At 74.7% G+C, this 22,654-nt stretch carries 20 protein-coding genes; 12 read left to right on the forward strand and 8 right to left on the reverse strand.

Going from position 1 to position 22,654, the window contains the following annotated elements; all coding sequences use genetic code 11:
* Positions 1-27 precede the first annotated feature (27 nt).
* From IG74_RS0140785 to IG74_RS0140795, 3 genes are all read right to left on the reverse strand, one after another.
* Positions 28-3,099, reverse strand: coding sequence for a tetratricopeptide repeat protein (locus IG74_RS0140785; protein WP_158857999.1), 3,072 nt, complete (start codon positions 3,097-3,099; stop codon positions 28-30).
* Between the two features lie 83 nt (positions 3,100-3,182).
* Positions 3,183-3,305 (reverse strand): hypothetical protein, encoded by a 123-nt coding sequence (locus IG74_RS54325; protein WP_267885636.1) that lies wholly within the window; start codon positions 3,303-3,305, stop codon positions 3,183-3,185.
* 128 nt (positions 3,306-3,433) lie between these two features.
* A complete protein-coding gene (locus tag IG74_RS0140795) occupies positions 3,434-4,189 on the reverse strand; it encodes a 3-oxoacyl-ACP reductase family protein (RefSeq protein WP_030687985.1) in 756 nt (251 codons plus the stop codon).
* Positions 4,190-4,304: 115 nt separating this feature from the next.
* Here IG74_RS0140795 and IG74_RS0140800 point away from each other — a divergent pair, with 115 nt between their 5' ends.
* Both IG74_RS0140800 and IG74_RS0140805 read left to right on the forward strand, forming a co-directional pair.
* Positions 4,305-4,805 (forward strand): MarR family winged helix-turn-helix transcriptional regulator, encoded by a 501-nt coding sequence (locus IG74_RS0140800; RefSeq protein WP_030687986.1) that lies wholly within the window; start codon positions 4,305-4,307, stop codon positions 4,803-4,805.
* A gap of 146 nt (positions 4,806-4,951) precedes the next feature.
* Positions 4,952-6,391: a condensation domain-containing protein gene (locus IG74_RS0140805; RefSeq protein ID WP_078869500.1), complete on the forward strand. Its 1,440-nt coding sequence runs from the start codon at positions 4,952-4,954 to the stop codon at positions 6,389-6,391.
* On the opposite strand, the gene IG74_RS0140810 is transcribed toward IG74_RS0140805, so the two are convergent.
* Entirely contained in the window at positions 6,375-7,295 is a 921-nt protein-coding gene (locus tag IG74_RS0140810) for a LysR family transcriptional regulator (RefSeq protein ID WP_030687989.1), read from the reverse strand. The genes IG74_RS0140805 and IG74_RS0140810 overlap by 17 nt on opposite strands.
* Before the next feature lie 158 nt (positions 7,296-7,453).
* Between IG74_RS0140810 and IG74_RS0140815 the strand changes: the two genes are divergently transcribed.
* Both IG74_RS0140815 and IG74_RS0140820 read left to right on the forward strand, forming a co-directional pair.
* Complete coding sequence (locus IG74_RS0140815; protein ID WP_030687991.1) at positions 7,454-8,539, forward strand: hypothetical protein; 1,086 nt, start codon at positions 7,454-7,456, stop codon at positions 8,537-8,539.
* A 126-nt stretch (positions 8,540-8,665) separates the two neighbouring features.
* Positions 8,666-9,496, forward strand: a complete 831-nt coding sequence (locus IG74_RS0140820) for an HpcH/HpaI aldolase family protein (protein ID WP_051856474.1) — start codon at positions 8,666-8,668, stop codon at positions 9,494-9,496.
* Here IG74_RS0140820 and IG74_RS0140825 read toward each other — a convergent pair.
* Positions 9,493-10,089, reverse strand: coding sequence for a TetR/AcrR family transcriptional regulator (locus IG74_RS0140825; RefSeq protein ID WP_030687996.1), 597 nt, complete (start codon positions 10,087-10,089; stop codon positions 9,493-9,495). The genes IG74_RS0140820 and IG74_RS0140825 overlap by 4 nt on opposite strands.
* Positions 10,090-10,284: 195 nt before the next feature.
* On the opposite strand from IG74_RS0140825, the gene IG74_RS0140830 reads away from it, so the two are divergent.
* Positions 10,285-11,883, forward strand: a complete 1,599-nt coding sequence (locus IG74_RS0140830) for a PQQ-binding-like beta-propeller repeat protein (protein ID WP_158858001.1) — start codon at positions 10,285-10,287, stop codon at positions 11,881-11,883.
* Between the two features lie 64 nt (positions 11,884-11,947).
* Positions 11,948-13,585 (forward strand): PQQ-binding-like beta-propeller repeat protein, encoded by a 1,638-nt coding sequence (locus IG74_RS0140835; protein ID WP_063761336.1) that lies wholly within the window; start codon positions 11,948-11,950, stop codon positions 13,583-13,585.
* A gap of 19 nt (positions 13,586-13,604) precedes the next feature.
* Here the strand turns inward: IG74_RS0140835 and IG74_RS0140840 are convergent, their stop codons facing one another.
* Genes IG74_RS0140840 through IG74_RS0140850 form a run of 3 tightly spaced genes read right to left on the reverse strand, consistent with a single transcriptional unit; the run spans position 13,605 to position 16,395 of the window.
* Positions 13,605-14,123 (reverse strand): hypothetical protein, encoded by a 519-nt coding sequence (locus IG74_RS0140840; RefSeq protein WP_234334616.1) that lies wholly within the window; start codon positions 14,121-14,123, stop codon positions 13,605-13,607.
* A complete protein-coding gene (locus IG74_RS0140845; protein ID WP_078869496.1) occupies positions 14,120-15,709 on the reverse strand; it encodes a sensor histidine kinase in 1,590 nt (529 codons plus the stop codon). The genes IG74_RS0140840 and IG74_RS0140845 overlap by 4 nt, the downstream gene beginning before the upstream one ends.
* Entirely contained in the window at positions 15,706-16,395 is a 690-nt protein-coding gene (locus IG74_RS0140850; RefSeq protein ID WP_030688002.1) for a response regulator transcription factor, read from the reverse strand. The genes IG74_RS0140845 and IG74_RS0140850 overlap by 4 nt, the downstream gene beginning before the upstream one ends.
* Positions 16,396-16,529: 134 nt before the next feature.
* On the opposite strand from IG74_RS0140850, the gene IG74_RS0140855 reads away from it, so the two are divergent.
* From IG74_RS0140855 to IG74_RS0140880, 6 genes are all read left to right on the forward strand, one after another.
* Positions 16,530-17,210 carry a hypothetical protein gene (locus tag IG74_RS0140855; RefSeq protein ID WP_051856478.1) on the forward strand — a complete coding sequence of 227 codons (681 nt, stop codon included), beginning with the start codon at positions 16,530-16,532 and terminating at the stop codon, positions 17,208-17,210.
* Positions 17,207-18,277, forward strand: a complete 1,071-nt coding sequence (locus tag IG74_RS0140860) for a peptidoglycan-binding protein (RefSeq protein ID WP_030688005.1) — start codon at positions 17,207-17,209, stop codon at positions 18,275-18,277. The genes IG74_RS0140855 and IG74_RS0140860 overlap by 4 nt, the downstream gene beginning before the upstream one ends.
* Positions 18,274-18,987, forward strand: coding sequence for an ABC transporter ATP-binding protein (locus tag IG74_RS0140865; protein WP_051856480.1), 714 nt, complete (start codon positions 18,274-18,276; stop codon positions 18,985-18,987). The genes IG74_RS0140860 and IG74_RS0140865 overlap by 4 nt, the downstream gene beginning before the upstream one ends.
* Entirely contained in the window at positions 18,984-20,210 is a 1,227-nt protein-coding gene (locus IG74_RS0140870) for an ABC transporter permease (RefSeq protein ID WP_051856481.1), read from the forward strand. Before IG74_RS0140865 ends, IG74_RS0140870 begins: the two co-directional genes overlap by 4 nt.
* A gap of 30 nt (positions 20,211-20,240) precedes the next feature.
* Positions 20,241-21,713: an aminotransferase class I/II-fold pyridoxal phosphate-dependent enzyme gene (locus tag IG74_RS0140875; RefSeq protein ID WP_030688008.1), complete on the forward strand. Its 1,473-nt coding sequence runs from the start codon at positions 20,241-20,243 to the stop codon at positions 21,711-21,713.
* A 226-nt stretch (positions 21,714-21,939) separates the two neighbouring features.
* Complete coding sequence (locus tag IG74_RS0140880; RefSeq protein ID WP_078869499.1) at positions 21,940-22,575, forward strand: hypothetical protein; 636 nt, start codon at positions 21,940-21,942, stop codon at positions 22,573-22,575.
* Positions 22,576-22,654: the final 79 nt, after the last annotated feature.

Genomic DNA, 22,654 nt, shown 5'->3' on the forward strand with positions numbered 1-22,654 from the left:
GCTCGGAGATGTGTATAAGAGACAGGGTCAGGGGGTGCGGGGTGGGGCGAAGCGCCAGGGTGGGGAGAGGGTGCCTTCTGGGGTGAGGCCGTAGTGGGGGAGGTCGCGCCAGCGGGGGTCGGTGCGGGCGCGGAGGGTGGACCAGGTGGGGAGGGACGCGTCGTGGCCCGCGTCGACCGCCAGGCGGTAGAGGCGGTCGGCCTCGGCCGGGGAGCCGCGGTGGGCGCAGAGGTGGGCCAGGTCGGCCAGGGCCTCGACGTGGCCCGCGTGGGCGGCGGCGCGGGCGTGGTGTTCGGCGGCCTCGTGGTCGCCGGACTGCTGTTTGAGGCGGGCCAGTTCGCCGAGGGCCTGGGTGCGGCCCTGGTCGGCGGCGCGCTGGTAGAGCCGCTCGGCCTCCGGCTTGCGGCCGTCCGACTCCCAGAGCCGGGCCAGTTGGAGCAGGACGCGCCCGCCGCCGGCCGCGGCCAGGCGCTCGGCGCCCTCGCTGTCGCCGCTCTTCTCGCGGCGCAGGACGAACTCGTGGAGCACCTGGGCGTCCCCGGCCCGCGCGGCACGGAGGACGAGCGCCTCGGCATCCGACGTGTCGCCGGACTTCTCGCGCAGGCGGGCGAGGAGGACGAGCGCGCCGGAGTTGCCCGCGAGGTTGGCGGTGTGGGCCAGGCGCTCGGCGCCCTCGGAGTCGCTGTTCTTCTCGCGCAGCCAGGACAGTTCGAGGAGCGCGAAGGTGCTGCCGCCGCCCGCCGCGCCGCACGCCATGCTCTCGGCCTCCGCGCCCGCCCCCTCCTCCTCCTTGAGCAGGGCGAGGTGGGCCAGCGCGTCCGTGCTGCCGTACGCGGCGGCGCTGCGGTACAGGCGCACCGCGGCCTGGCGGTCCCCGGCCTTCTCGCGCAGCCGGGCCAGCTCGGTCATGGCGTACACGCTGCCCTGGCGCACGGCCGTGCCCAGGAACCGCTCCGCCCCTTCGCTGTCGCCCCACCGCCGCTTCAGCCGGGCCAGTTCGGTGAGGGCGAAGATGCTGCCCGCGGCCGCGGCGAGGTCGAGGGCGCGGGCCGCGCCCTCCCGGTCCCCGGCCTGCCGCCGCGCCCCGGCGAGGCGGAACGCGGGGCGCACCTTGCCCCGGGCGGCGGCCGCGCGGACCAGACGCTCCGCCGCCGCGCCGTCGCCCGCCTTCTCGCGCAGGCCCACCAGGTCGGAGAGCGCGTACGTGCTGCCGGTCTGGGCCAGGGCGAGGAAGGCGAGTTCCTCGGCGCCCTGCCGGTCCCCCGCCTCCTCCCGGGACCGGGCGAGCCCGGCGTACGTCCTGATCTTTCCCGTGGCGGCGGCGTTCCGCGTCAGGCGCTGGGCGCCCTCCTCGTCCCCGGCCTCCTGGCGGAGCCGGACGAGCCGGGTCAGGGACGAGCTGTCGCCCTGGTTGGCGGCCTCGTGGGCGAGTTCCTCCGCCCGGCCGGGCTCGCCCTTGAGCTGGCGCAGGCGGACGAGTTCCCAGCGCGCCCTGTGGTCGTCCTCCCAGGCGGCCTCGTAGAAGTCCTTCGCCCGGTCGAGGTCTCCGACGCCCTCGGCGAGGCGGCCCAACTCGGGCCGCACGTCGGTGTTTCCGGCCTTCAGGGCCCTGCCGTAGAGGGACGCGGCGATCTGGAGGCGCCCCCTGCGCTGCGCGGCGCGCGCGAGGGCGACGCTGTCGTCGGTGTGCGGGCAGCGGCGGATCGCCGCGCTCCAGAACGAGGCCGGGGGGCTCATCAGGCGGCGGTCGACGCGGCCGTACTGCTCCAGGTAGTCCGCGAGCCGGTAGGCGCGGTCCGTGGGCGCGCCGCTCCGGGACGCCACGGGCGTCAGCGGGCCCGGCACCCCGTGGCACGGCATGGCGCAGTACGCCAGGGCCTCCTCCAGCCAGCCGCTGCCGCGCAGGCCACGCTCCTGGTCCCGCAGATAGCCGTCGGCGGCCTCGGCGAGCAACTCGTGCGGGAGCGCGGGGCCGTGGCCCAGCCTGCGGTAGTCCATGGCGGCGTGGATGAGCGCCTTCTCCGCCGGGGGCGCGCACAGATAGCGGCGCATGAGCTCCGGGACGCCGGCGAGGAACTGGGTGATCTCCCCGTCGGTCGCCCCGGCGAGGGCGCTGGCGAGGCGCGGGTCGTCGTGCGCGCGCCGCCGTGCCTGGCGCAGGTCGTGCTCGGTGAACGCCTTGGGCACCACGACGCACCGGCCGAGCCCGGTGAGGAGCTTGCGCTGCTGCTCGAAGCGGTCGTCCGCGCCGGTGGCGGAGGGCAGCGTCAGGGTCTCCCAGAACCGGGGCCAGATGGTGGCCAGGACGAGGACCGGGCCGCGCCGCCGGTCGGTCAGGAGCGAGCGCAGGCCCGCGGCGATGCCCTCGGCGGTCTTGGCGTCGGGGGCGAGGAGGTAGTGCTGGATCTCGTTCAGCCAGATCACCGTCTGCGCGCCGGCCTCGGCGAGGTGCACGAGCGCGGCGTCCGGGCGCGTGGGGTCGAAGGGGTGCCACACCCGCCACCCGGGCGGAAGGCGTCGCAAAACCTCCCAGCAGGCGCGGGTCTTGCCGGTCGAGGACTCGCCGACCAGCGTGACCATGAGGCTCTCGCCGCCGGTCGCCCGGTCGACGTACGCGCCGAGCGCCGCGTCGTGGTCCCTCGGTACGTACGCGGGCAGCCGCGGCAGGGACCGCTCGCCGGGCACGCTGATCGCCCGGTGCACCTCGAGGGCGAAGGGGTCGAGGTCGACGACGGGGCTGCCCAGCGGCTGGGCGAGCTGGGCGGCGACCCACATGCGCCGCACCCGCGTCCCCACCCGGCCGGGGTCGCGGGCCGCCCACCGGGCGAGGAGGAGGGCGACGGAGACGACGTCCTCCTGCCCCGTGGGGAGCTCGGTGGAGCCGATGATCCGGTGGATGGTGGCCTTCGACGGGCTGCCCGGGAGGGCGTCGTCCTGCCCGATCTCCTCCGCCATGCGCTGGGTCGCGGGCGCGCCGGCGTCCACGTAGAGCTGGTAGACGTACTCCTTCAAGTCCCGCAGCGGCGCCGGAGTCACGCCCAGCGGCTGCGGGATCCGTCGCTGGCTCCCTTGCCGCACACCACTCTTGCGACCGGTCATCGAAGCATCCTTGCGTGAGGGAGGCGCGGCCGCCGGGAGAGTCACGGATTCGGCCGCGGACGGGTGTCCGGGGAGGGAGCCGCTCAGGACACCAGGGCCCGGAAGGTCTCGTCGGCGGCCGCTGCGACGAGGGCGGACACGAGACCGCTGAGGACGAATCCCAGCAGGGTCAGCCGCTCACGACGGCTCAGGGGGCGTCGGGGCATGACGGGGCTCCTGTTTCGGTGCGCTCGGGGCGGCCGAACGGATCGCCGGCCGGGAACCACTGTCGCGGACCGGCGTGCGCCGTGGACGAGTTGAGACGAGCCGCGCCGCCCCAGGGCGGACGGCGTGCTCAGGTCGTGAAGCCGCCGTCGATGTTGATCGTCGCTCCCGTGACGTACGCGGACTCCGGCCCGGCCAAGTACACGATCAGGCCCGTCATTTCGTCCGCGCTCGCGTACCGGGAGGCCGGGGTCAGGCCGGTCATGACGTCGGCGAAGGGGCCCTCGGGCGGGTTGGTGTCGGTCGCGACCGGGCCCGGCTGGACGTTGTTGACGGTGATGGCGCGCGGGCCCAGCTCCCGGGCGAGCGCGCGGGTGAAGCCCGCGACGGCGGCCTTGGTCAGGGCGTACGTCGTGCCGTTCGGGAACGGCATCCGGTCGGCGAAGACGCTGCCGATCGTGATGATCCGGCCGCCGTCGCCCAGGTGCCGCAGGGCCTCCTGCGAGGCCACCCACACCGCCCGTACGTTGACCGCGACGTCCCGGTCGAAGTCGTCGACGGTCAGTTCGCCGAGCGGGCCCATCGTGCCGATGCCCGCGTTGTTCACCAAGATGTCCAGGCGGCCGAAGGCGGCCACCGTGCCGGTGACCGCGGCGCGGACCGCCTCCGCGTCGCCCGAGTCCGCCGCGATCGCCACCGCCTTGCCGCCCTCGGCCTCGATGTCCGCGACGACGCCGTCCGCGCGGCCGGGCGAGGAGTGGTACGTGATCGCCACGGCCGCGCCCTCGCGGGCGAGGCGGCGGGCGATGGCCGCGCCGATGCCCCGGCTGCCGCCGGTCACCAGGGCGGCCTTGCCACTGAGGGATCCGTCCCGCGTGCTCGTCATTCCGCTGCCCCTCTTCGGTGCTCCGGTGGCCCGCCAGGTTGACGCGTCAACCCGCGTCAACCCGACGCTAGACCCGGCAGGTTGATACGTCAACCTTGACGCGTAGAATCGCGCCATGAGCGATCCCGGGTGGCTGAGCGACGAACAACAGCGCGCGTGGCGGAGCTTCGTCACCCTGCACACGGCTCTGCTCACGCGCCTGAACGCGCACCTCCAGGAGGAGGGCGGCCTGTCGTCCGCCGACTACCAGATCCTGGTCGCGCTCTCCGAGGCGCCGCACGGCCGCGCCAGGGCCACCGCCCTGGGCCGCGAGACCGGCTGGGAGAAGAGCCGCCTCTCGCACCACCTGAGCCGCATGGAGCGGCGCGGCCTGCTGCGTCGCGAGGCGTGCGCGGACGACACCAGGTACTCCGACGTCGTCCTGACCGGCGCCGGGCGCGCGGCGATAGAGGCGGCGGCGCCGCGCCACGTCGCGCACGTGCGCGAGTGGTTCGTGGACGCGATGACGCCCGAGCAGCTCGCCGTCTTCGGTGACCTGTGCGACGCCGTGGTGACCAAGGTGCGGATGCCCACGGACGGGCCCTGCCGGATCGGTTTTGAGCCGACCGGGGCCTGAAGTCCTCGTCCCGGGCCCTTTTGCCCCTACGCTCGTTGATCCCCTCAGTGCGGTGTGAGCGGTGCCCGAGCGGCATGGAGGCATGGATCGACAGTGCTGCCCGGCGTCGGCCTCCCGAGGGCAGGTGAGCGGAGAGCCCCGTGCGCATGACCGACCTTCAGCGTTGCGAGATCCGTCCCGGGCGGCTCGTGGAGTGGACGCTGCACCCGGCCGCGGTGGGGGCCGCGCGGGACCTGCCCGACGACGTCAGGCCGCCCGCCTACGTACAGGAGTCGCACATCCGCACCTCGCGTACGGTGCGTGAGGACGGCCTGTTCGTGCCGACCTGGCTCGGCACCGTCTTCGACCTGCCGGGGCAGGTGGACCTCGACGTGCTCCAGGGCGCCCTGCGGGCCTGGACGCTGCGGCACGAGACGCTGCGCAGCGGCTTCCGCTGGGCGGGCGACGAGATGCGGCGCTTCACCCTGGCCGCCGACGCCGTCGCGCTGCACCGCGCGGACGGCGGCACGTTCACGGACGCCGCGACCCTGACCCGCTATCTCCAAGACCGCTTCGACACCGCTGCGGACGCGTTGACCTGGCCGAACTTCATCTTCACCGCGATCGTCCGGGACGACGGGGCGACCGTGTGCATGGCGTTCGACCACAGCAACGTCGACGCGTACTCGGTCCACCGCATCACCGCCGAGATCCACGAGCTGTACGCCGCCGGGCTCCGGGGCGGCGCCGTGGCGGCCGCGCCGGTCGCCAGCTACGTCGACTTCTGCGCGAGCGAGCGCACCGACGCCGACCGGATCGACCACACGCACGCCGTCGTGGCCCGCTGGCGGGAGTTCATCGGCAGGTGCGACGGCAAGCTGCCGAACTTCCCCGTCGACCTCGGCCTCGACCCCGAGGGCCCGCTGCCCGAGCAGCGGCTGCTGCACGAGATGCTCGTGGGCGACGCGGAGGCCGCCGCCTTCGAGACGTACTGCCGCCCCTACGGCGGGAGCCTCGTCGGCGTGCTCGCGGCCGTCGCCCTCATCACCCGGGACATCAGCGGCCTGCGGGTGTACCGCACGGTCGTGCCGTTCCACACCCGGGTGCGCTCCCAGTGGGCCGAATCGGTGGGCTGGTACGTGGGCGGGGCGCCGATCGAGGTGCCCATCGCCGAGGCCGCGGACTTCGACGACGCGCTGCGGATGGTCCGCGCCGCCCTGCGCGAGGCGAGGCCGCTGTCGCGGATGCCGATCGCCCGGGTGCTCCCGCTGCTCGGCGCCGACTTCCGGCCCACGTCACCCGACCTGTACTCGATCGTCAGTTACGTCGACACGCGGGCGATCCCGGGTGCGGAGCGGTGGCAGGAGCTGAAGGCGTACGGGCTGATCCGGGTGTCGTACGGCGACCAGGTGTGCGCGTGGATCACGCGCCTTCACGAGGGGCTCCAGTTCGCCTGCCGCTACCCGGACACCGACGCGGCGTACAAGAACATGCGGCTCGTGGTGGAGCGGCTGCGGGAGCGGATCGTGGAGGTGGCGGGGGCGGTGCCGGGCCGGGGCAGGACCGTGCGGGCCGAGGGCGTGTCGCGGTTCAACCCGGTGTCGTAGGGCCCGGCTCCGCGTCGGCCGGGGCGAGGACCGCCGCCGCGAGATGGCCGCGGAACCAGCGGTGGCCCGGGTCGGCGTCGTTGCGCGGGTGCCAGGCCATGCCCAGGTCGATCGGCGGCAGCGGCAGCGGCACGGGGAAGGTCCGCAGGCCCAGGGCCTCGGTCGCGCCGGGCAGCAAGCCGGGCAGGGTGAGGGCGACGAGGTCGGTGTCGCGGGCCAGCATCAGCGCGCTGGTGTGGCTGGGGACGACGACCGCGACCCGGCGGCTCAGGCCGAGCTTCGCCAGCTCCGTGTCGATGGGCCCGTGGCGCTTGCCGAGCCGGGAGATGCCGATGTGCCCTGCCTCGGCGAAGCGGCGGGCGTCGAGCGGCCCGTCGAACAGCGGGTGACCGGCGCGGGCGGCGCCGACCAGGGTGAGCCGGACGAGCTGCCGGGAGCGGGTCTCGGGGTCCAGGTGCGCGAGGACGCCCAGTTCGACGTCCAGGAAGCCCTGGCGCAGCGCGGGCCCGCCCTCCCCCGACTCCGGCAGGAACACCACGTCCACGCCCGGGGCCTCCGCGTGGACGCGCTCGGTCAGGGGCGCGGCCAGGCCCGCCTGGAGCAGGTCGATGGCCTGCACGGTGAAGGTCCGCTGGAGGTGCCGGGCGGCGAAGCCCGCGCCGGGGCGCAGCACGTCGTCGCAGCCGCGCAGCAACGCGCCCACTTCTTCGCGGAGTTCGAGGGCCCTCGGCGTGGGGACCATGCCCTGGCCCGCGCGGACCAGGAGGGGATCGCCGACGGCGCGGCGGAGCCGGGCGAGGGTGCGGCTGGCCGCCGCGGGGGACGTGCCGAGCCGCTCCGCGGCGCGCGTCACGCTGTTCTCCTGGAGCAGGGCGTCCAAAGCACGCAGCAGATTCAGATCCATCGGCCCTCCTGAGCGGCACTTTTGCGTGGACGGCAACTATTGGGTGCCGATCCTTGCATTGCCGCGGAATCCCTGCCGTGGCGAGGGTGGAGGTACTCCCGGGCAGTGGCCGCGCCAGCGCGCCCGCCGCCCTTCCCTCTTCCTCCCCAGGAGCTTTCATGCAGCAGTCCGCCGACGAACTGTCCGCCCGTGCCGGTCGCGAAGGCGACGTGCTGGCCGTGGTCAGCCAGAGCGGCCCGACCGTCTGCTTCTTCGACGCCGCCACCGACCTCCTCCTCGACACGGTGGAAGTCACCGCCCAGCCGCACGAGTTGTGCTTCGACCCGACGCGGCGACTGCTGTGGTGCGCGTCGACGTACTCCTCCGGCTACTACCACGACAACGCGGGCCGCCGTACGGAGCTGACCGTCATCGACCCGGACACGCGCCGCGTCGTCGACGTCGTCGACATCGCGCCCGAACACGGGCCGCACGGAATCGCGTTGGACGCCGCGCGCGGCCGCCTCTACGTCAGCGTGGAGGGGTCCGACGACCGGCCCGGCGGTGTCGTGGTGATCGACACCGAGTCCCGCAAGCCGCTGGGCAGGATCGACACGGACGCGCCAGGCCCGCACTGGTTCGCCATCGACCCGGCGGGCACCATCGGGTACGCCACCAACAAGGAGGCGCCGTTCGTGTCGGTCGTCGACCTCGAACGGGGCACCCTCACCGCGAAGATCGAGGTGCCGGGCAGCGAGGGGCTCGCCGTCTCCGCCGACGGCACGCACGCCTTCGTCGCGGCCCCGTACGGGTCCTTCGCCCCGCCGCGCGGCGCCGACGGGTCCGCGGCGGCGCCGCCCGCCCCCGGCATCCGGGTCGTCGACGCCCGGACGGCGTCGGTCACCGCCGTGCTGCCCGCGCAGAGCACCGTCTTCCCCGTGCACCTGACGTCAACGGGCCTGCTGCTCGCGGGCGAGCTGCGGATGGAGACCGATCCGCAGTCGCAGCTCGGGCGGCAGGCGCCCGGGCGGCTCCTGGTGTACTCCGCCGCCACCCACGAGGCCGTCGGCGAGGTCGAGGTGGGGCTCTTCCCGCTGACCATCACCTCGTCGCCCGACGGCAGGCTCGGCTACGTCGCCTGCGTCGTCTCCTCCACCGTCGACGTCGTCGACCTGGAGACGCTGCGGGTCCTGGCCCGCCTCGACGTCCCCCGGCGCGGCGAAGCGGGCGCCCACGGCCTGGCCTACGTGCCGCGGCAGGCCTGAGGCGCCACGGCCCCGACCCGGCGATCCGGTTCGCGCCGACTTCCGGGAGTACGGGGCCGGGGCGGCGGGCCGCGCGTCAGACTGCCGGGCAACCGCCACCGCGCCGTACTGGAACCGGAGGACCTCATGCCTGCCGCCCCCTCTCCGCCCTCCCCGCTCAACGCGTTCAAGGCGCGCCTGGCCGCGGGCGGGCCGCTCACCGGGCTCTGGCTGAGCCTCGGCGACGCGTCCGCGGCCGAGGTCTGCGCGGACGCGGGGTTCGACTGGCTGCTGATCGACGGCGAGCACGGGCCCAACGACGTGCGCAGCACCCTCGACCAGCTCCGCGCGATCGGTGACCGGACCGATGCCGTCGTACGGCCGCCCGGCGGGCGCGCGGAAGAGCTGCGGCCGCTGATCGACATCGGCGTGCGGACGTTCCTCGTGCCGATGGTCGAATCGGCCGCGCAGGCCCGGGAGTTGGTCCGTGCCACCCGCTATCCGCCGCACGGCACGCGGGGCATGGCCAGCGCGGTGACCCGCGCCTCCCGCTGGAGCCGCACGCCCGGCTATCTGGAGGCCGCCGACGCCGCGATGTGTCTGGTCCCGCAGATCGAGACGCCGGGCGCGGTCGCCGCGGCGGCGGACATCGCGGCCGTCGACGGGGTCGACGCGCTGTTCGTGGGGCTCTACGACCTGTCGGCCGCGCTCGGGCACCTCGGTGTGCCGGACCATCCGGACGTGTGGGGTGCCTTCACCCGTGTCGTCGCCGCGTGCCGGGCCGCGGGGAAGCCGTGCGGCACCTTCGCGCCCACGCCCGAACTCGCCGCCGCCGCACGGCGGGAGGGGTGTTCGCTCCTCGCGGTCGGCAGCGACGTGGGGCTGCTCGTGCGGGGCTGCGCGGATCTCCTCGCGCGGTCCCGCGCGGGCGAGGAGAAGGACGGGGCCGACGGGAAGAACGGGGCGGACGGGCTCTAGTCCGCCCGCAGCGACCGCCAGATGCGGTCCGGAAGGACCCGGGCCGCCTCCTCCAGGTCCACCTCGTACGTACTGGAGAGCCAGCGGTGGGCCGTCTCCGCGACCGGGCCCATGACCAGGACCTCGATCAGGGGCGCGGGCAGCGCGGCCACCTCGCCCGCGGTGATGCGCGGGTACAACCAGGCGGCGATGGGCGCGAACTTGGCGTCCTTCGCCGCCATCACCTCGTCGGCGTGGGCCGCCAGATAGCTGGAGTACGCGGAGCCGTGCAGGAAGAGCGCCACGTCCCGGTGGTCGCGGGTGAAGTCCAGATACGCCCGCACCAGGGCGCGGACGCCGGTGCGGGCCGTGCGGCAGCGGGTGACGGCGGCCACCACCGGGTCGCAGAGCTGGTCCACGCAGCGCAGATAGAGCGCGGCGGCCAGGCCGTCGAAGCTGCCGAAGTGGTGGTAGAGGCTGCCGAAGCTCACCCCGCTCGCCGCCGTGACCGCGTTGACCGTGAAGCCCTGCGCGCCCGCGTGCGCGTACACCCGAAGGGCGGTGTCGAGGAGCAGGTCGACGGTGGCCTCGCCACGCTGCTGCTTAGGGGACACGGCGCCGCCCCGGCTTCCCCCGACCTCCGGAACGGGCGCGTCCGCCCGTGGTCACCTCGTCCGCCGCCATGCGTTCCAGCGTAGAGCAGAACCGGCATCGCGGACGGCAGCCGAGAATCTTCGGCGCATCGAGAATCTGGAGGAATTTTCTAGAAAGTATCTCCATCAACTCGCTTGCTGGGCCACACTCCTGTCATGGCAGGTCCTCCGCCCCAGCGGCCGCACGAGCCCGTTCCCGGCAATCCGTACGCCCAGCCGGTCACCCGGCCGGTCACCCAGCCGGTCCCCTCCCCGAAGAGGCGGACGGGCGCGGTGGCCTGGGTCGTCGTGGGCGCGGTGATCGCGGCGGTGGGCGTGGGCGCGGGCGCGTACGCCCTCCTGAAGGAGGACGACGACAGGCGGTCCGGTGGTTTCCGGGCCCCGGTCGCCCGGGAATCGGGAGCGCCGGGCGAGCCGTCCGGCTCGGGGGAGCGGACGGACGCGCCCGGCCGTCCCGAGCAGCCGGTGCGGCGGGTGGACGTCAACGCCGCGCGCAAGTCCGGCGAGTCCAAGGGCTGGCTCGACCTCAACGGCGTCAAGCTGCCGGGCAAGGGCGCCATGCTGGGCGACCTGTGGACCGTGGACGGCGGCGCGTCCGGCAAGGGCGGCGCACTCGTCGTGCAGGCCCTCTACGACACGGTCACCGCGTACCGCGCGCGGGACGGCGCGAAGGCCTGGACGCTGCGCCTGCCCGACAAGGTCTGCGACACCCCCGTCGACACCGCGCCCGGCGGCCACGTCGTCGTGGCGTACGGCAACGGCAGCACCTCCGGCTCCGGCAAGTGCAACCAGCTCCAGCAGATCGACCTGCGGACCGGCGAGAAGGGCTGGCACCGCGAGCTCAAGGAGCACGACCTCTCGGACAGCACCAGCACCGTGCACCTCGCCATGACCGGCTCCACCGTCACCGTCGGGCAGGGCGACATCGCCCACGGGTACCGCGTCAGCGACGGCAAACGCCTCTTCTCCTCCAAGCGGGAGCGCGTCGGCGCCTGCTTCCTGCGCGACGTCGCGGGCGGTGCCCGGCTCCTGTACGTCGAGAGCTGCGCGGCCGGGGCGCCCAAGGCCCACGGCCGGGTGAAGAACGTCGACCCCAGCACCGGCGACGTCCGCTGGCAGTACCGCACCAGGAACGGCTGGAGCGTCGACAAGGTGTACTCCGTCGACCCCCTCGTCCTCGCCGTCCGGAACAAGGACGACTACGACAAGTGGGCCGTCGTCTCCGTGGACGGCCGCGGGCGCGAGCGCGCCTGGATCCCGCTCGACCGGGGGCCGTACGCGTACGAGATGTGCGACGGGGCCGGGGACGCGGGGGAAGGCGTGCAGAACTGCCCGGGCGGCGTCGTCGGCGACGACTCCCTGTACCTGTCCACCGAGCCCAAGGACGGCATCCTCGGGCCCAACAAGCTCGTCGCCTACGACCTCGCGACGGGCAAGCGCCGCTGGGCGGCCGCCGTGCGCGGACGCCAGCTCCTGCCCGTGCGGCAGGCCGGGGACGGCAAGCGCTCCGGGGTCGTCGTGTACGTGCGCGCGCAGCACGGGAAGACCGGCCGCACCGTGCGGTTCCCGGCCTCGGGCGGGGCGCCGGACGTGCTGCTCCGGCACTCCACGCCCGCCCAGAAGTGGGAGGCCGACATGTTCGCGGGAGAGACGCTGTACGGCGGCGGGCGGATCTTCGTGGCGCCGTCGCGGCTCGGCCCCGAGGGGCTCGGCGGGAAGAAGGAGCAAGGGCGGCTGGTGTCGTTCGGCCGGTGACGGCCGCCGCAGCTCACCCCCACGGCGCGGCAGACCCGCGCGGAGCGAAGACCTTGGAGAGACGATGACGCAGCCCCCGCCCGGACCGTCCGAGCCCCAGGGGCAGTTCGGGCCGCCGCCGCTCGCGGGCCCGCCCGGTGAGGGGTTCGGCCCGCCTGGTGAGGGGTTCGGCCCGCCGCAGGCCGGATTCGGGCCCCCGCAGGCCGGGTTCGGGCCGCCGGTGCCGCCACCGGTGGGGGGCTTCGGGCCGCCCGCGCCGGTGCCGCCGCCCCCGTCGAAGCCCCGGCGCCGCACGGCCGTCGTGATCGCGTCGGTGGCCGCGCTCGCCCTGGTCGCCGGGGGCGGCGCCTGGTACGTCGCCGCGCGCGGGGACGGCTCGGACGACGGCGGGGGCAAGGGCGGCGGCAAGAAGCCGGGACCCGCGTACGCGCAGCCGAAGGAGGCCGTGCCCGCCGACCCGAAGGCCACCTTCCACGGCGGGGCGCCGGTGCCGGCGCTGCCGAAGAAGGAGAGCACCTGGCCCGTGAAGGGGTCCTGGCTCACGGACGAGGTGTACGTGAAGTCCTCCGTCGCGAAGATATCGGGGCTCGACGCGGCCACGGGGCAGACGCGGTGGACGCTGCCCAAGCCCGGCCAGTCCTGCGGCGGTTCGCCGGAGATCGGCGCGGGCGGCATCGCCGTGGTGGTCTTCGCGCCCGCCACGCACGACAAGAAGGGGTTCCGCGCGCCCTGCACCCAGGTCATGGCCTTCAAGGTCGCGACCGGCGAGAAGCTGTGGACGAAGTCCGTCCGGGTCGGCTATCAGACGGAGAAGACCGCGTTCAACCAGGTCGCGATCAGCGGCCGGACGGCCGCCGTCGGCGGGCTCTACGGCGGGGCCGCGTTCGACCTGCGCACCGGCGAGCTGCGGTGGAAGCCCCGGTCCGGCGACACCTGCCGGGACGTGGGGTACGGCGGCGGCGCGCGGCTCGTCGCGATCCGCACCTGCGGCGACTACGGCGCGGAGAAGTACACGGTGCAGGACATCGACCCCAGGTCCGGCAAGCCGCGCTGGAGTCACAAGCTGCCCGGGGGCGTGAAGAACCTCAACGTCATCTCCACCGACCCCGTGGTCGTCGGCCTCGACTCGGGCGAGATCACCGGGCACGGCGCCAGCGACGTCTTCGCCCTCGACGGCCGCGGCAAGCTGCGCTCGAAGATCGCGCTGCCGGAGGGCAAGTACCTGCACGACTGCGGCGACACCAGCGTCGTCAACGACTGCCGGGCCCTCGTCGTCGGCAACGACAGGCTGTACGCCCCGACCGCGCGCCGCGACGCCAAGGACGGCATCTCCACCACGAACGACATCCTCGCCTTCTCCCTCGCCACCGGCAGGACGACGGGGCAGCGCGGCAACACGGACAGCAACGGCCCCACGTTCCCGTTCCGCATGGACGGCGGGAACGTCCTCGCCTACCGCGACCAGCTGGGCGTCCAGGTGGTGACGCTCGACGGCCGGACCCTGAAGGAGAAGAAGCTCCTCGTCTCGACCAAGCGGCCCGGCGGGCTCGTACCGGTCGAGTCGGAGCTGCACTTCGTCGACGGCAGGCTGTACATGAGCACCGACCTGGTGGCCAAGTCCAGTGCGAAGGGGCCCGAGCGGTTCATGATGTACGTCTTCGCCCGGAAGGACCAGAAGGGCCAGCGGGACCAGAAGGGCTAGCGGGGCCGCCGGACAGGCCCTAGCCGTCCAGGAACTGCGAGCAGCGGTAGGGGCCGAAGCGGCGCTCGCCGTTGTCGAGGGTGACCTGGACGTCGTCGGGGCGGATGCGCCGGTCCTCGTCCTTCGACGACAGGTACGACTGGGCGCGGGCCAGGGTGCAGACGAGCTGGCCGTTGGGCAGGCGGTCGCGGTCGGAGTCGAAGAAGGCGCCTGGTGAGCGGTAGGTGACCCGGTTGCCCCGTGCGGTCACGTCGATCTCGCCGAGCTCCACGAGGTTGGTCAGACCGCTCTCCCGCTCGGTGCGGTTCGGGCCGGTGCCGAGCATCTTGATGACGCCGGGGAGGTCCCTGAGGCCCGAGTCGGGGCGGGACACACCGCGAAGGCCAGTGCCGTCCACGAAGTAGAGCCGCAGCCCCCGGGTGAGGCCGGTGGCCGGGTCCGCGCCGGTCACCACGCCGGTGGGGCGCACTCCGCAGGCCGTGAGGGCGGCGGCGAGCAGGAGGGTCAGGGCGAGCGCGGCCGCCCGCACGGGGGTCACCGGGGCCCGCCTTCCGGGCCCGTCGCCGGGCGCAGCGGCAGGCGCAGGGTGAAGACGGCGCCCCGCCCTTCGGGGCGGTTCGCCGCCTCGATGGTGCCGCCGTGCAGCCGCGCGTTCTCCAGGGCGATGGCCGTGCCGAGGCCGCTGCCCTCGGAGCGGGTGCGGGCCGCGTCGGCCTTGTAGAAGCGGTCGAAGACGTGGGCGACGACGTCCGGGGCGAGCCCCGGCCCGTGGTCGGTGACGGTGACCGCGGCGAGGCCCGCCCCGGTGGTGAGGCGGACGGTCACGGGCGGGGCGCCGTGCCGCAGCGCGTTCCCGACGAGGTTCGCGAGGGTCACGTCGATCCTCCGTACGTCGATCAAGGCGGGGGCGGAGTCGGGGAGTTCGAGGGTCACGCGGCCGGTCCAGGCGCGCAGGTCGAGCGACGAGCGGACGGTGGCGGCGAGGTCCGCCTCCGTCAGGTGCAGCCGGGCGACGCCCGCGTCGAAGCGGGACATCTCCATCAGGTCGTCGACCAGGCGGGTCAGCTTCGCCGTCTCGGCGCTGACGGTGCGGGCCGCGTGCGCGGCGTCGGGCGGGAGCCGGTCGGCGTCCTCGTCGAGGACGGTCGCCACCATCGTCATGGCGGCGAGCGGGGTGCGCAGCTCATGGGAGACGTCGGCGACGAACCGCCGGGCCTTCGCCTCCTGCTCCCGGGCCTTCGCTTCCTGCTCCCGCGCTTTCGCCTCCTGGTCGCGCAGTTCGGCGACGGTGGTCTGGAGGGCGTCGGCCGTGGTGTTGAAGTCGCGCGCCAGGTCGGCGAGTTCGTCGCGGCCGCGGGGTTCGACGCGGGTGCCGAGGTCGCCCTCGGCGAGGCGGCGCGTGGCCCGGCCGAGCTCCCGCACCGGGCGGAGCACCGTACGGGCGGCGAGCAGCGCGAGCACGGCGGTGAGGACGAGGACGGGCAGCAGTCCGTCGCGCACCGAGGTCAGCAGGGCGGCGATGTCCCGCTCCTCGGCGCGCAGCGGCGTGACGGCGAAGACCTCCAGGCGTGAGGGGCGGCCGCCCTCGTAGGTGACGGGCGTGCCGACCACCAGGTACGGCTCGCCGTCGCGCGTGACCCGCTGGAAGCTCATCCGGCCGGAGACGCGGACGTCGGCCCGCAGGTCCGTCGTGATGCGGGGGTCGTCCGGCGATCCTTCCGACGCCGCCTTGAGGTTCTCGTAGCGGGCCACGACCAGGGGCGCCCCGGTGAGCCCGGAGGACACCGAGCGCGTGAGCGCGGACAGCGAGCGCAGGTCGGGCGGCACGTCGACGTCGGGCGCGAGCGCGGCGACGCGGGTGCGCAGGTCCTCCTGCGCGGCTTCCTGGGTGCGGCTCAGGACGGCCGTGCGGGCGTCGCGGTAGGCGAGGGCGGTGGCGGTGCCGGTGCCGATGAGGGCGACGAGGACGAAGGTGACGACGAGGCGGGTGCGCAGGCCGCGTGGACCTCGCAGCCCCCGCAGCCCCCTCAGCCTCCGCGGGCCGCGCGGGCCCCGTGGCTCGTGCGGGCCCCGTGGCTCGTGCGCTTCGCGTGGCCTTTCGGCGCGGCGGCCGGGTCGCCTCACAGCGGGCCGAACCGGTAGCCGAAGCCGCGGACCGTCTGCACGTACCGCGGCCGGGACGCCACGTCCTCGATCTTCGCGCGCAGCCGGCCGACGGCGGCGTCCACGATCCGGGAGTCCCCGAGGAAGTCGTGGTCCCACACGCTGCGCAGCAGCTGCTCGCGGCTGAAGACCTGGCCGGGCGACGCGGAGAGCTCCAGGAGGAGGCGGAGTTCGGTGGGCGGCAGCGCGAGGGGCGTGCCGCACTTGGTGACGGTCAGGCCCGCGCGGTCGACGACCAGGCCCGCGTACGTGTCCCGGGCGGCGACCGGCGTCGCGCGGCGCAGGGCCGCGCGGATGCGGGCCTCCAGGACGGGCGCGGTGACGGGCTTGACCACGTAGTCGTCGGCGCCCGCCTCCAGGCCCCTGACGACGTCCGTGTCGTCACCGCGCGCGGTCAGCATGATCACGGGGAGCGTCGAGCGGGACGTACCGGAGCGCACGCGGCGGCACACCTCGAAGCCGTCGAGCCCGGGGAGCATCAGGTCGAGCACGGCGATGTCGACCGCCTCGCCCCCGGGTCCTTCGAGCATCGCGAGGGCGGCCTCGCCGGTGGCGGCGACGGACACCTCGTAGCCGTGGCGGCGCAGCACCAGCTCCATCCCGTCGCGTACGGAGGCGTCGTCCTCGATCAGCAGCACATGCGGCATGCGCTCGATTATGTGCGAGGGCCCGGCCGTTCCGAGCTGGTCAGAGGGGTCGGACGGGGTCCGTCCGCACATTGTTACGTGCTCATCATGTGGCCATGGAGGGACCATCATGTGGCCGCCCGACGGTGAGGCGCATGACCACCACCTCATGCGGGACGCCGGTCTCCGGCGCGCCCCGGCTCCGGCTCGTCGCGCTCGTCGCGGCTCCCCTGCTCGCGCTCGCCGTCGGCTGCGGCTCCGGCTCCGGCTCCGACTCCAGTTCCGGTGACGGCGGCGGCAAGGACGATCAGGTCGCCTCCGTGCCCGAGGCCTCCGGCAAGAAGGACGAGGCCGGGGGCGGCGGCGCCGAGAAGTCCGCGGGCGACAGGACGGGCAAGAGCGCCTTCTTCGACGCGCAGATGACGTACGTCCGCTGCATGCGCACCAAGGCGGGCCTCAAGGACTACCCCGACCCCAAGCTCAGCGGCCACCTCGACTTCGGCAAGATCGAGAAGCTCGTCGACCCGAACGGCGGCGGCGAGGAGTACAAGGGCGGCAAGAACGGCGTCTGCGCCGAAGAGCTGCGCGCGGCGATGAACAAGGAGCCCAAGCGCGACCAGCAGCAGGACTACGAGTCGATGCTCGCGCACGCCAAGTGCATGCGGGACGAGGGCGTCTCGCAGTTCCGCAACCCGACGATGACCGACGGCAACGCGCAGCCCGGCGGCGAGCCCGACCCCACGTCACCGAAGCTCGACACGGAGTCCCCCGCGTACAAGCAGGCGCGGGAGGCCTGCGCGACCAAGCTGCTCGACGGCCTGGACGGCATGCAGTGAGACGCCGTACGGGCTGGACGGTGGCCGTCGGCGCGGCGGCGGCCGGGGCCGTGGCGGCGGGGGCGCTCGCGTTCGGCGGCGGGGCGCGGGACGGCGCCAGGGACGAGGGCGCCGCGCCGCCCGCGACCGCCGAGGTCGTCCGCACGGACCTGGTGCTCAGCAAGACGGTGGACGGCAAGGTCGACTTCGCCGGGCGCAGGCCCGTGAAGCCCGCGGTGGAGGGCACGGTGACCGTGACCGCGCGCGAGGGCGCGACGGTGCGGCAGGGCCAGGCCCTGTACGAGCTGGACGACAAGCCGGTGACCCTGCTGTACGGCCCGGTGCCGGTGTTCCGCGGGATGAAGAAGGGCGACCGGGGCACGGACGTCCTCCAACTGGAGCGCAACCTGCGCGACTTGGGGTACGGCGCCGGTCTCTACGTCGACGTGCGGTACGACGCCGCGACCGCGGCCGCCGTCAAGCGGTGGCAGAAGTCCCTCAACCGCACGCCGACCGGGCGGGTCGGCAAGGGCGAAGTGGTGTTCCAGGGCGGCCCGGTCAAGGTGGTCGAGGCGGACGCCGCGCTCGGCGACCAGGTCGGCCCCGACGCCCCCGTGCTCACCGCCGCGTCGCCGACGCCCGTGGTGCGGGCCGACCTCGACCAGGGCGACGGCTCGCTGGCCGCGCGCGGCACCAAGGCGGAGATCCGCCTCGCCGACGGCAAGAAGGTGCGAGGGAAGGTGACGGGGACCGTGCGCCCCGAGGGCTCCGACGACGAGCCGGGCGGCGACGGCATCACCGTCGAGATCGCCCTCGACGGCAGCGCCGCCGCGCTGTCCGGCCGGGCGGCGCGGGCGACCGCCAGCGTGACCTTCGTCAGCGAGAGCAGGCGCGCCGTCCTCGCCGTGCCGGTCGAGGCGCTCGTCGCCCTGCGCGGCGAGGACGGCGGCTACGGCCTCCAGCTCGTCCCCGCGTCGGGACCGACCCGCATGGTGCGCGTCGACACCGGCATGACGGCCGACGGCCGCATCGAGGTACGCGGCGCCGGGCTGCGCGAGGGCGCACGGGTGGGGGTGGCGGCCCAGTGAACGGGCCCAGTCCCTGGGCGAACGCCGCGCCGCAGGCGGCCGCCGTGCCCGGTGCCGTGGTGGAGTTGCGGCGTGCCACCAAGGTCTACCCCGGTGGTGTCACCGCGCTGCGTGAGGTTGATCTCACCGTCCGCGACGGGGAGTTGCTCGCCATCGTCGGGCCCTCCGGGTCCGGGAAGTCCACCGCCCTGAACCTCATCGGCACCCTCGACCGGCCCACCTCCGGGAGCGTGCGGGTGGCGGGGCACGACGTGGGGGCGCTGTCCGACGCGCAGGTCGCGGCGTTGCGGGCCCGGCACATCGGGTTCGTCTTCCAGCACTTCCACCTCTCCCCCGGGCGCGGCGCCGTCGACAACGTCGCCGACGGGCTGCTGTACGCGGGCGTCCCCGCGCGGCAGCGGCGGGCGGCCGCGCGCGAGGCCCTGGAGCGGGTGCGCCTCGGGCACCGGCTCGACCACCGGCCCGGCGAGCTGTCCGGCGGCGAGAAGCAGCGCGTCGCGATCGCCCGCGCGCTCGTCGGCGCGCCCCGGCTGCTGCTCGCCGACGAGCCGACCGGCGCCCTGGACTCCGCGTCCGGGCAGGTCGTGATGGAGCTGCTGCGCGAGCTGAACGCGGCAGGCACCACCGTGTGCGTCATCACGCACGACCACGACATCGCCGACTCGCTGCCGCGCCGCGTCCGCTTCCGCGACGGGGAGGTCGTCACGTGAGCGCCCACCGCGGGCCGGGCCGCCGCCCCGGAGCGGACCGGCTCAGGCCCGCGCGGCTCTCCCCCGCCGACGTGCTGCGCGTCGGCTCCGTCGGCCTGCGGGCCCGGCGCGCCCGCGTCGTGCTCTCCTCGCTCGGCATCGCCATCGGCATCGCCACGATGGTGGCCGTCGTCGGCCTGTCCACGTCCAGCCGCGCCGACCTGATGCAGCGCCTCGATCGGCTCGGCACCAATCTGCTGACCGCGGAGGCGGGCAAGGACGCGAGCGGCCGGGAGGTGCGGCTGCCGAAGAGCGCCGTCGCCATGGTGGAGCGCATCGGCCCGGTGCGGCAGGCCACCGCGACCGCCGACGTCAACGCGCCCATCCGCCGCAGCGCCGCCGTACCGGAGGAGCGGACGGCCGGAGTCACCGCGCAGGCGGCCCGCACGGACCTGCTCTCCGCCCTCAACACCCGGGTGGCGAAGGGCGCGTGGCTGGACCGGGGCCGGGAGCGGCTGCCCGTGACCGTGCTCGGCCGCGTCGCCGCCGAGCGGCTCGGCATCACCGCGCCCGGCGAGAAGATCATGATGGGGGACCGGTACTTCGTGGTCGTCGGGATCCTCGCGCCGGTGGAGCTGGTGCCGACGCTCGACCGGGTCGCCCTGGTCGGATTCCCGGCCGCGGAAAGGTACTTCGGCTTCGACGGCCACCCCACCACGGTCTTCGAGCGCTCCACGGACGCCTCCGTGGAGGACGTGCGCGCGGTGCTCGCCCGTACGGTGAACCCCGGCGACCAGGGCTCCGTGACCGTCTCGCGCCCCTCCGACGCGCTGGCCGCCAAGACCGCCACCGACAAGGGCCTGACCGCGCTGATGCTCGGGCTCGGCGCGGTCGCGCTGCTCGTCGGCGGGGTCGGCGTCGCCAACACCATGGTGATCTCGGTGCTCGAACGCCGCGCGGAGATCGGCCTGCGGCGCGCCATCGGCGCCACCCGGGGCGCCGTCCGGCTCCAGTTCCTGACCGAGTCGCTGCTGCTCTCGGCCATCGGCGGCGTCGCGGGCGCGGGCCTCGGCGTCCTCGCCACCTACGGCTTCGCCCTCGCCCAGGACTGGACCCCGGTCGTGCCGCCCTGGTCCCTCGCGGGCGGCCTGGCCGCGACCCTCGTCATCGGCGTGCTCGCGGGCCTCTACCCGGCCGCGCGGGCGGCGCGGCTGCATCCGACGGTTGCCCTGAACGCCACGTGACATCCGCCGCGAGCGCGGTACCCATCCCGTATGGAGCCCATCGACCACACCACGGCCCCGGTCCTGGAAGCCCTCGACGCCTATCACGACCGGGGCCGGCTCGCCTTCACGCCGCCCGGACACAAGCAGGCCCGCGGCGCCGATCCACAGGCGCGGCGGGTCCTGGGGGACGCCGTGTTCCGGTCCGACGTGCTCGCCGTCGGCGGTCTCGACGACCGGCGCGCGAGCGGGCACGTGCTGAGCCGGGCCGAACGCCTCATGGCCGACGCCGTGCACGCCGACCACACGTACTTCACCACCTGCGGCAGCTCCCTGTCGGTCAAGGCCGCCATGCTGACGGTGGCCCACCCCGGCGACCGGCTCCTGATCGGCAGGGACGCGCACAAGTCCGTGGTCGCCGGGCTCATCCTGTGCGGCATCGACCCGGTGTGGGTGGAGCCGCAGTGGGACGCGGAGCTGTCCCTCGCGCACCCGCCGTCCGTGGCCGCGTACGCGCGGGCCCTCGACCGGCACCCGGACGCGCGCGGCGCGCTCGTCACCAGCCCCACCCCGTACGGCAGCTGCGCCGATCTGCGGGCGCTCGCCGAGCTGTGCCACGCGCGCGGCCTGCCGCTCGTCGTCGACGAGGCGTGGGGCGCGCACCTGCCCTTCCACGAGGACCTGCCGTCGTGGGCGATGGACGCGGGCGCCGACATCTGCGTCACCAGCATCCACAAGATGGGCAGCGGTCTGGAGCAGGGCTCCGTCTTCCACCTCGGGGGCGACCGCGTCGACCCCGCCGAACTGGCCTCGCGCGCCGACCTGCTCGGCACCACGAGCCCCTCCGTCCTCATCTACGCGGGCCTCGACGCCTGGCGCCGCCAGATGGTGCTGCGCGGCCACGAGCTGATGTCCGGCGCGCTGCGGCTCGCCGCCGAGGTGCACGAGGAGATCGAGCTGATCCCCGGCCTGCACGTGAACGGCCGCGCCGACCTCACCGGGCCGGGCATCGCCGCCGACCTCGACCCGCTGCACACGATCATCGACGTCTCCGCGCTCGGTACGACGGGCTACCGCGCCGCCGACTGGCTGCGCGAGCACCACGCCGTCACCGTGCACATCAACGACCACCGCCGCATCGGCGCGCAGCTCACCCACGCCGACTCGCACGAGACCACCGAGCCGCTCCTCGACGCCCTGCGGGACCTCTCCGCCCACCGCGCCGAACTGGCCGACGCGCCCCACGTCGACGTCCCGGCCCCCGCCGAGCTGCGCATGGAGCAGGTCCGGCTGCCGCGCGACGCGTACTTCGGCGAGGTGGAGGCGGTGCCGGTCGACCGGGCCGCGGGCCGCGTGGCCGCCGAGATGGCGACGCCCTACCCGCCCGGCATCCCGGCCGTGCTCCCCGGCGAACGCCTCACCGAACCGGTCCTCGCGTACCTGCGCAGCGGCCTGGCGGCGGGCATGTACGTCCCCGACACCGCCGACCGCACCCTCGAGACGATCCGCGTCCTCAAGGAATGACGCGTCGCGGCCGTTTCGGCGAAGCGCTTAGCCTTGCCCGTACGGACATGTGTCCGACGTACGGACCGGAGCGAAGTGCCTCGCGGCGCGACGCGGTGGAGAAGAGGACGGAAGGCCGATGCCGCGGCGGGCCCCGAGACGCACCCGCGGGCGAAGACGCCCGCAGCCCCGGATAGCGGGGGCGCAGCCGGTACGGGAGGACGCGCCCCGGCGGGGCCTACGGGACGTGCTGCGACGGGAGTGGCAGGACGTGGCCGTCGCCGCCTGGCGGGAGCTGCGGGCCCGGGGCGCGGCGGGCGTCGCGCTCGCCCTCTGCGGCACCGTCGCGATGATCGTGCTGCACGGCCTGGAGCAGCTGCCCGAGCCCGACCGGGTCGTCCGCATGCTCGGCGAGGTCCGCGCCGACCAGCCGCTGTGGCAGTCGCTGCTCCGCACTCCCCTGTCCGTGTTCATCCCCACCCGCGAACAGCCGCCCTGGGGCGGCGTCCCCCGCCTGGTCCTCGCCTTCGGCCTGGCGCAGCTCCTCATCGGCTGGCGCCGCACCCTCCTGGTCGCGTACGGGGCCACGCTCGCGGGCACGCTCGGCGCCCGCGTGATGGTCGCCATCGGCCCCGGCCACTGGGCCGGGGTCCCGGAGTCCTACGCCCACGCCGTGGACACGGGGGCCTCCGCGGCCGTCGTGGGCCTCTTCACCTACTTGGCGGTACGGCTGCGGGCGCCGGTCCTGTGCCTGGCCTTCGTCGTCCCCACGGTCATCGGCTCGCTCCTGAACCCGAACCTCGCGGGCCGCGAACACCTGGTGGCGGTAGCCCTCACCGCAGCGACAGCCGCAGCCCTCCACCCCCGCCGCCCCACCTCCTGACCGGCCAGGCCTCCCCCCCCCCCGCTGTCGCGGCGGGTTCCTCCCACCCGCCCACCCGTATCTCCCCGGCGTTGCCGGC

The organism is Streptomyces sp. NRRL B-1347 (genome assembly GCF_000720325.1).
In the GTDB taxonomy this organism is placed as follows: Bacteria; Actinomycetota; Actinomycetes; order Streptomycetales; family Streptomycetaceae; genus Streptomyces.